Here is a 9,098-nt window from a genome sequence, read left to right as displayed (position 1 = left end):
CAGCGCGGGCCCGAGCGGAATCCGCACGACGCGGCGCGTGGCATCGGGCGCGAGAGAAGCGGCCTCGCCGCGCGCGGCCGCATCGAGCATCTCGCGCGCGATCGCCATGCCGCGCCATTCCAGATGCCCGCCGCCGATGGTGCCGATCAGGTCGTCGCCGGTCACCAGCATGCGGATGCCGGGCTCGCGCGGCGCGGAGCCCTTGACCTCGACGATGGTCACCATCGCCACCGGCACGCCGGCGCGCACCAGGGCGGCGGCATCGGCGAAGCGGAAGGGCTTGAGCGGAGCGTCCTGCATGATCGCTTTCGTGCCGTCGGGGACCGCGATCACGCGGCCGCGGCCTGACGCACGGCATCGGCCGCGTTCAGGATCGCCTCGGCGGTCGCCGGCGCATCCAGCGGCGGGTTGACGCGATAGCCGCCCAGGCTGGCGATGGCGTCGCGGATCGCGAAGAACACGGAGAACGGCAGCAGCAGCGGCGGCTCGCCGACCGCCTTCGAGCGGTGGATGCTGTCCTCGGCGTTGCGGTTCTCGAACAGCCGCACGTTGAACACTTCGGGGCAGTCGTTGACGGTCGGGATCTTGTAGGTCGACGGCGCATGCGTCATCAGCTTGCCGTCCTTGTTCCACCACAGCTCCTCGGTGGTCAACCAGCCCATGCCCTGGATGAAGCCGCCTTCGACCTGGCCGATATCGATCGCCGGGTTCAGCGAGCGGCCGACGTCGTGCAGCACGTCCGCGCGCAGCAGCCGGAATTCGCCGGTCAGCGTGTCGACCAGCACTTCCGAGCAGGCCGCGCCATAGGCGTAGTAGTAGAACGGCCGGCCCTGCAGCTTGCTCTGATCCCAATGCAGCTTGGGCGTCGCGTAGAAACCGTCGGACCACAGCTGCACGCGGGCCACATACGCCTGGCGCGCCAGTTCGTCGAAGCGCAGGCGCAGCTCGCCCGCGACCACCAGATCGTCGCCGAAGCGCACGGTCGACGGATCGACGCCGGCCTGGCGCGCGGCGAAGGCGGCCAGCCGCTCGCGGATCTGGCGCGCCGCGTCCTGTGCGGCCTTGCCGTTCAGGTCGGTGCCGGTCGAGGCCGCCGTCGCCGAGGTGTTGGCCACCTTGCTGGTGTCGGTCGCGGTCACGCGCACGCGTTCGAGCCGGATGCCCAGCTCGTGCGCGACCACCATCGCCACCTTGGTGTTCAGCCCCTGCCCCATCTCGGTGCCGCCGTGATTGACCAGCACCGAACCGTCGTTATAGACGTGCACCAGCGCGCCGGCCTGGTTGAAGTGGGCGACGTTGAACGAGATGCCGAACTTGACCGGCGTGATCGCGATGCCCTTCTTCAGCACCGGGCTGGCCGCATTGAAGGCGCGCGTGGCCTCGCGCCGGGCGCGGTAGTCGCTGCTGGCCTCGAGCTGGTCGAGCAGCTCGTGGATGACGTTGTCCTCGACGGTCTGGCCGTAGGGCGTCACGTTGCGCTCGGTCTTGCCGTACAGGTTGTCGCGCCGCACGTCGAGCGTATCGCGGCCCACGGTACGCGCGATATTGTCGAGGATGTACTCCATCGCGAACGCGCCCTGCGGTCCGCCGAAGCCGCGGAAGGCGGTATTGCTCTGCGTGTTGGTCTTGCCGCAGTAGCCGTCGATCTGCACGTGCGGCAGCCAGTACGCGTTGTCGAAATGGCAGATCGCGCGGGTCATCACCGGGCCCGACAGGTCGGCCGAGAAGCCGGCGCGCGACACCATTTCCACCGCGACCGCCTCGATGCGGCCCTGCGGGTCGTGGCCGACCTCGTAGTCGAACACGAAGTCGTGGCGCTTGCCGGTGATCATCATGTCGTCGTCGCGGTCCGGACGCAGCTTGACCGGGCACATCAGCTTCCACGCGGCCAGCGCTGCGCAGCAGGCGAACAGCGCGGACTGCGATTCCTTGCCGCCGAAGCCGCCGCCCATGCGCCGGCATTCGACCAGCACCTGGTGCACCTGCCAGCCCAGCACGTGGGCGACCGCGTGCTGCATCTCGGTCGGATGCTGGGTCGAACACCAAACGTGCATGCCGTCGTTTTCCTTCGGCACCGCATAGGCGATCTGGCCTTCCAGATAGAACTGCTCCTGGCCGCCGAGGCGGATATGGCCCTTGTCGCGATGCGCGGCCTTGCCCAGATGCTCGCGCGGCTGGCCGCGCTCCAGATGCATGGGCGGCAGCACGTAGCTGCCGGCCTCGTGCGCGGCTTGCGGCGACAGGATCGGCGGCAGGTCTTCGTAATCGATCGCGGCCAGGCGCGCCGCGCGGCGCGCGGCATCGTGCGAGGAGGCCACCACGACGAAGATCGGCTGGCCGACGAACTGCACCGTGTCGCTCGCCAGGATCGGATCGTCGTGGATGATCGGGCCGCAGTCGTTGACGCCGGGGATGTCCTTCGCGGTCAGCACCGCGACGACGCCGGGCGCGGCGCGCACCTTGTCGAGCGCGATCGAGCGGATGCGGGCATGGGCGCGGGCGCTCATGCCGAGCGCGGCGTGCAGCGTGCCGGCTAGTTCGGGGATGTCGTCGGTATAGGTCGCCGTGCCGGCCACATGCAGATGCGCGGACTCGTGCGGGCGCGACACGCCGATCTGCGGCGGCGCCTCGGCGGCGATATGCGCGGCGAGGTCGCGGCCGCTGAAGTCCGCCGTCGCGGGGGCACCGCCGTTGGCGGCACCGGTGTCGAGCAGGAAGGCCTCGGTTTGCTTGTTCATGCCGATCGCTCCTCTTCTTAAACGGTGGCCGCGGTGGCCGCGGAGGCGGGCACGCTGCCCGCGCCGGGCGCCCGTACGTTGACGGCCGCGGCCGGCAGCGCATCGTCGCGCGTCTCCAGCCAGAAGCGGTACAGCAGATTGGCGGCGCCGCGCGCGCGGTATTCGGCGGTGGCGCGCATGTCGGTCAGCGGCGTGTAGTCCCGCGACAGCGCGGCCATCGCGCCCTTGACGGTGGCTTCGTCCCAGCGCTGGCCGAGCAGCGCGGCTTCGGCCTGGGCCGCGCGCTTGGGCGTGGCCGCCATGCCGCCGAAGGCGATGCGGGCCTGGCGGACCACGCCGTCGGCGACGGTGATGCCGAAGGCGGCGCAGACCGCGGAAATGTCCTCGTCAAAACGTTTGGACAGCTTGTAGGTACGGAAGTGCTGGGGCCCGGACACCGGCACGCGCAGCGCCGCGACGAACTCGCCTTCGGCCATCGCGGTCTTCTGGTAGGCCAGGTACAGCTCCTCGAGCGGCAGCGTGCGGCGCGTGTCGCGATGCTGCAGCACGACCTCGGCGCCGAGCGCGATCAGCGCCGGCATCGAGTCGCCGATCGGCGAGCCGTTGGCGATATTGCCGCCGAGCGTGCCGGCATTGCGGATCGGCAGCGAGGCGAAGCGTTTCCAAAGTTCTTCCAGCTCGGGATGCGCCTCGGTCAGCGCGGCATAGGCGCGTTCCAGCGAGACGGCGGCGCCGATCTCGATGACGCCATCGTGCTCGACGACCTGCTGCATGTCCTCGACCTGGCCGACATAGAGCAGATTGCCCAGCTCGCGGAACTGCTTGGTGACCCACAGGCCCACGTCGGTGCTGCCGGCCAGGATGCGCGCGGACGGATCGTCGGCCTTCAGCGCGGCGAAGGCCGAGGCGGTGCGCGGCGCATGGAAGACGGCCCCCGACGGGTCGCGATAGTGGAAGGTGTCCTCGCGTATCAGCGTGCGCAGCGCGGTGGCGATCGCCTTCGGCTCGAGCCGGCTGGCGTGCGGGGCGGGCAGCGACATCATGCGCTGGCCCGCCTCGATGATCGGGCGGTAGCCGGTGCAGCGGCACAGGTTGCCGGTCAGCGCGTCGCAGATGGTCTGGCGGTCCGGCGCGGGTCCGCCCGGCTGGTGCTGCTGGTACAGCGCCCACAGCGACATCACGAAGCCCGGCGTGCAGAAGCCGCATTGCGAGCCGTGGCATTCGACCATCGCTTCCTGCACCGGATGCAGCGAGCCGTCGGCCTGGCGCAGGTCCTCGACCGTGATCAGCGCCTTGCCGTCGAGCGTGGGCAGGAACTGGATGCAGGAGTTGACGGCCTTGAAGCTCAGTTCGCCATCCTGCTGCAGTTCGCCGATCACCACGGTGCAGGCGCCGCAGTCGCCCTCGGCGCAGCCTTCCTTGGTGCCGGTGCAACGCGCATCCTCGCGCAGGTATTGCAGCACGGTGCGGGTGATCGGGGCATCGGTGACCTGCTGAACCTGGCCGCGATGGTAGAAGCGGATGGGTTGTGTCTCCATGGTCGTTTTATCTCCTTGCGATGGGGACAAACATAGCACTCGCGCCGAGTAGCAATATTCGGCCCAGGTGATATGCCCCATCATGACGCGCACGCCGCCCGCGGGCCCGCCGCCGCGCCCCCCGATTGCGCTGCAGTGCACAGATTTGCGGGGATTCCGCGGGTTTGCGCCGAATTGACCGCTGCCAGGGTGACTGGCATACACTATGCGCCGATCCTTATCCCCACGCCACCGGCCCGCAGGCTTATCAGGCCGGACGAATTCATCATGCACGGACGCGACCATCTGGACACCTATCTGCTTCGGGTATTGCATACCCTGCTGACCGAGCAGAGCGTCACGCGCACGGCGGTGCGGATGGGGCAATCGCAGCCGGCCATCAGCAATACGCTCAAGCGGCTGCGCGAGATCACCGGCGACGCGATCCTGGTGCGCGGCAAGAGCGGCATGGTGCCGACCGAACGCGGCCGCGAGCTGCTGGAGCTGGCCGAACAGAGCCTGGCGGCGATGGACCGCATCGCGCGGCCGCCGCAGCAGTTTGATCCGGCCACCACCGACCGCACCTTCCATCTGGGCGCGCCCGATTATCTGGACGCCTTCTTCCTGCCCAATATCGTCGAGCGGGTGCGCCGGCTGGCGCCGGGCGCGAAGCTGTTCGTCCATCCGCTGACCAGCGCCACGGACTTTCTGGAGGAGCTGGAGCAGGGCAAGCTCGACATCGTGATCGGCAACTGGCTGTCGCCGCCCGAGCATCTGCATATCTCGCCGCTGTTCGAGGACGAGGTGGTCTGCATGCTCGGCGCCCAGCATCCGCTGGCGAAGAAGGGGCTGTCGCTGAAGCACTACCTGGAGATGCCGCATCTGGCGCCGGCGCCGTATGCGTCGATGCAGCGGAGCATGATCGACCAGGCGCTGGCGGAGCAGGGCTACAAGCGCCGCATCCAGGTCACGCTGCCGTATTTCGGGCTGGTGCCCTATGTGCTGATGAAGACCGACATGGTCTTTACCACCGGCCGGCAGTTCGCCGCGCACTATGCGCAGTACCTGCCGATCCGGATGGTGCCGGCACCGGTGTCGTTCCCGCGCATGCGCTTCTACCAGCTATGGCACGAGCGCTGCCACGCCGCGCCGGACGTGCTGTGGCTGCGCCGGATGATCGCCGAGGTCGCGGCCGACCTGCCGCTGCTGCCGCGGCTGGAGATGGCGGCCGAGCCCTGACGAGGAACGCGGCGGCCGCCGGCGCAGGCCGGGGATTGGCGCTCAGGAGCCGGTCTTGTAGCTCGGGAAGAACAGCTGCTCGCCGTCGACCTTGTAGCTGGCGATGGCGTCCTGCCCGGCCTTCGAGGTGATCCACTCGATCAGCTTGCGCGCATCGGTGTAGTTGATGCCGGGATGCCGGGCCGGATTGACCGCGATGATGCCGTAGGGGTTGAACATCTTCGGATCGCCCTGCACCGCGATCGCCAGGCCCGTCTTGGCGCGATAGGCGCCGTAGGTGGCGCGATCGGACAGCGTGTAGCCGGGCATCTGCGCCGCCATCGTCAGCACCTCGCCCATGCCGAGCCCGGCGTTGACGTACCAGGACTGGCCCTTGGGCTCGATGCCGGCCGCCTTCCAGTACGACTTCTCCATCAGGTCGGTGCCCGAGTTGTCGCCGCGCGAGATGAACCTGGCGCCGCTGGCGGCGATCTTGCGAAAGCCGGCAATCACGTCCTTGCTGCCCGCAATTCTGGCCGGGTCCGCCGCCGGGCCGACCACGATGAAGTCGTTGTACATCACGTCGCGCCGGTCGATGCCGTGGCCCGCCGCGACAAAGGCGTCTTCCATCTTGCGCGCGTGCACCAGCAGCACGTCGACGTCGCCCATCTCGCCCATCTTCATCGCCTTGCCCGAACCGACCGCGATCACCTTGACCGTGACGCCGGTGTCGCGCTCGAAGCGCGGCAACAGGGTCTTCAGCAGGCCTGAGTTTTCGGTGCTGGTGGTGGTCGCCAGCTTCAGTTCGCCGCCGAAGGCGGCGCCGGTGCCGAGCAGCGCGGCGGCGGACAGCAGGGCGGCGGCCAGGCGCGGCAGAGCGCGGGCGGCGCGGAATGGGCGGAATGGGTGGGAGGGGGCGGTCAGGCCGGATGAGGCGGAGTGGCGACCCGGACGGGCAAACGGCATGTCGGAATTCCTCTTGTTATGTTTATCTGAACATAATTGCATGCGCCCATCCGCTTCGGTGACAATGCGCGACATCCGAAGCTTCCGCTAATCTGCGCAAGCTTGTACGGGCGCCATGATTGTCTCGGCACTCCAAGAACAAAGTAAATAAGAACAGCGGAACATATGACATTCCATTTCGAACTGTTTCCGGTGGTATCGACGGACGACAACCCGCGTGCCAACGGCAAGGTGTTCCTGCTGCTGCAGGCGGTGCGCGAGACCGGCTCGCTGCATCGCGCCGCCGCCAAGGTCGGGCTGTCGTACCGGCATGCCTGGGGCGTGATGCGCGACTGGGAGGCGCTGCTCGGGCGCAGCATGCTCGATATGGAACGCGGCCGCGGCGCCTCGCTGACCCGCTTCGGCGAGCGCCTGCTGCGGGCGGAGGTCAAGCTGCGCGAGGCGGTCGATCCGGCGGTGCGCAAGGCGCTGGCCGAATTCGCCGCGGAGCTGGACGATGCCGCCCGGCCGCAGACGCGCATCCATTTCTCCGGCAGCCACGACCCGGCGATGGAGGTGCTGGCGGCGGCGCTGAAGGAGCAGCCCGAGGGCCTGCAGCTCGATACCGTGTTCTGCGGCAGCGTCGAGGGCCTGATCTGCCTGCACGAGCGGCAGGCCGAGCTGGCGGGCTTCTATGTCGCGCCGATCCAGACCGCCGGATCCGTCGCGCACGTGACGCTGCGCAAATGGCTGCGCCCGTCTGCGGTGCGGCTGATCCCCGTGGCCTCGCGCGAGCAGGGCTTGATCGTCGCGCCGTCGCGGGCGCGCGAGATCCGGGAACTGCGCGACCTGGTGCGCACGCAGGCGCGCTTCGTCAACCGGCAGCGCAGCTCGGGCACGCGGCTGCTGTTCGACCAGCTGCTGGCGGCGCAGGGCCTGTATGCCGACCAGGTCGCCGGCTACGACCAGCCCGAGTTCAGCAACGAAAAGGTCGCCGAGGCCGTGCATGCCGGCCGCGCCGAGGTCGGCTTCGGCCTGCGCGTCAACGCCGAGGCGCACGGGCTGGCCTTCGTGCCGCTGACGCGCGAGGTCTACTATCTGGCGCTGCGCAAGGCCGACCAGTTCGCGCCGTGGGCCCACGCGCTGCTGGCGCTGCTGGCCGATCCGGCGATCGGCGCCCGCATCACCGCGCTGCCGGGCTATGCGCTGGCCGAGCAGCGCGGCCTGCTGGCGCCGGAGCAGGTGCTGCCCTGGTACGGGGTGGACGGGCGGGAGTAGGGGCAGCTCACAGACCATTGGTCTTCTCCCTTTCCCTAGGCGGGAGAGGGGAGCAGGGTTGAGGCTTGGCGGGAGCCGCGCCGGGCAGGCCAGGACGGGCCCGGAGGGGCGCGGATCAGGCCCGTATTACACTGCGCCCATGGCCGGCGCCGCCGGCCGCGACTCTGCGAGGGCGTCCCGATGCTGGAAACCGCCGCGCTGGCCGCGGGCATGTCCTGGGCCAGCGGCTTTCGTCTCTATCTGGCCGTGCTGGCCGCCGGCGTGCTGGCCCGCATGGGCTGGCTCGATCTGCCGGCGGGCTTGCAGCCGCTGGCGTCCAACTGGGTGATCGGTGTGGCCGCGGTGCTGGCGCTGGCCGAGTTCATCGCCGACAAGGTGCCGGGCTTCGATTCGGTCTGGGACGGCTTCCATACCTTCGTCCGCATTCCCGCCGGCGCGATCCTGGCGGCCGCCGCCTTCGGCAATCTCGATCCGCAGTGGATGGTGATCGCCGGCCTGATCGGCGGCACGCTGGCCGGCACCGCGCACGCGGCCAAGGCCGGCACCCGCGCGCTGATCAATGTGTCGCCGGAACCCTTTTCGAATTGGGCGGCCTCATTCACCGAGGATGTGACCGCCACCGGCAGCCTGCTGCTGGCGTTCTTCCTGCCGGTGCTGTTCTTCGTGCTGCTGGCGATCAGCCTGCTGCTCGCGTTGTGGCTGCTGCCCAAGCTGTGGCGCGGCGTGCGCAAGCTGCATGGCGCGCTGACCCGCAAGGGCGGGCCGCCCGCCGCGTACTGACCGGGAACGGCGCCATCGCCGGCGCCATCCGCGCCAGCAAGGCGAATATCCGGAATATCCGCCGAATAGCCCGAGTACCCGCCGAATAGCCCGAGTACCCGCCGAATACGCCGAATACGCCGAATACGCCGAATACGCCGAATACGCCGAAACACTCGAATACGCCGAACACCGAATACCCGACCACGACATCATGCCGACCGATTCCGCCGCGGACTCCGCCGCCCCTGCGCTAGTACGCCCCGTCGCCGTTCCCCATGCCGGGACCCGTTTCTCGCCCTGGGCGCAGGCGTGGCGGATGGCGCGGCGCGACTGGCGCGCCGGCGAGTTGACGTTGCTGCTGTTCGCGCTGGTGCTGGCGGTGGCCGCGCTGGCCAGCGTCGGCTTCCTGTCCGACCGGATGCGGCAGGGGCTGGAGCGCGATGCCCGCCAGCTGATCGGCGCCGACGTGCTGCTGGTCGCCGACCAGCCCTTCGATCCGGCCTTTGCGGCGCAGGCGGCGGCACAGGGCCTGACCGTCGCGCAGACGGTGACCTTTCCGAGCATGGCGACCGTGGCGAGCCCGGGCGGCGCTGCGAGCGGCACCACGGCCGGTGCCACCGACGGCGCCACCAAGGGCGCC

General features: G+C 69.3%; 7 protein-coding genes and 1 pseudogene. 4 read left to right on the top strand and 4 right to left on the bottom strand.

The features are described from left to right. The 3 genes from AC6EI8_RS20825 to xdhA form a co-directional block, all read right to left on the bottom strand. A partial coding sequence (locus AC6EI8_RS20825; protein WP_498382758.1) for an XdhC family protein occupies positions 1–300 on the bottom strand: 300 nt, incomplete at its 3' end. Positions 301–329: 29 nt separating this feature from the next. Continuing rightward, positions 330–2,738, bottom strand: a complete 2,409-nt coding sequence (gene xdhB, locus AC6EI8_RS20820; protein ID WP_498382757.1) for a xanthine dehydrogenase molybdopterin binding subunit — start codon at positions 2,736–2,738, stop codon at positions 330–332. Positions 2,739–2,755: 17 nt separating this feature from the next. Then, a complete protein-coding gene (gene xdhA, locus AC6EI8_RS20815) occupies positions 2,756–4,276 on the bottom strand; it encodes a xanthine dehydrogenase small subunit (protein WP_226109185.1) in 1,521 nt (506 codons plus the stop codon). Between the two features lie 267 nt (positions 4,277–4,543). On the opposite strand from xdhA, the gene AC6EI8_RS20810 reads away from it, so the two are divergent. After that, on the top strand, positions 4,544–5,494 hold the full coding sequence (locus tag AC6EI8_RS20810; protein WP_149319408.1) for a LysR substrate-binding domain-containing protein: 951 nt from the start codon (positions 4,544–4,546) through the stop codon (positions 5,492–5,494). A 42-nt stretch (positions 5,495–5,536) separates the two neighbouring features. On the opposite strand, the gene AC6EI8_RS20805 is transcribed toward AC6EI8_RS20810, so the two are convergent. Further along, the gene (locus tag AC6EI8_RS20805; RefSeq protein WP_226109184.1) at positions 5,537–6,439 is read right to left on the bottom strand and encodes an ABC transporter substrate-binding protein; all 903 of its coding nucleotides are present in this window, start codon (positions 6,437–6,439) and stop codon (positions 5,537–5,539) included. A 165-nt stretch (positions 6,440–6,604) separates the two neighbouring features. Between AC6EI8_RS20805 and AC6EI8_RS20800 the strand changes: the two genes are divergently transcribed. The 3 genes and pseudogenes from AC6EI8_RS20800 to AC6EI8_RS20790 form a co-directional block, all read left to right on the top strand. Continuing rightward, positions 6,605–7,696 carry a substrate-binding domain-containing protein gene (locus tag AC6EI8_RS20800; protein WP_149319406.1) on the top strand — a complete coding sequence of 364 codons (1,092 nt, stop codon included), beginning with the start codon at positions 6,605–6,607 and terminating at the stop codon, positions 7,694–7,696. Between the two features lie 180 nt (positions 7,697–7,876). Beyond that, the gene (locus AC6EI8_RS20795) at positions 7,877–8,476 is read left to right on the top strand and encodes a DUF4126 domain-containing protein (RefSeq protein ID WP_149319405.1); all 600 of its coding nucleotides are present in this window, start codon (positions 7,877–7,879) and stop codon (positions 8,474–8,476) included. Positions 8,477–8,669: 193 nt separating this feature from the next. Beyond that, positions 8,670–9,098: pseudogene (locus tag AC6EI8_RS20790) on the top strand (ABC transporter permease); the annotation flags it as partial.

It is taken from the genome of Cupriavidus sp. R6-3 (genome assembly GCF_059772245.1).
Note: the sequence above shows the minus strand (reverse complement) of the source record. Positions and strands in the feature narration are given on the sequence as shown.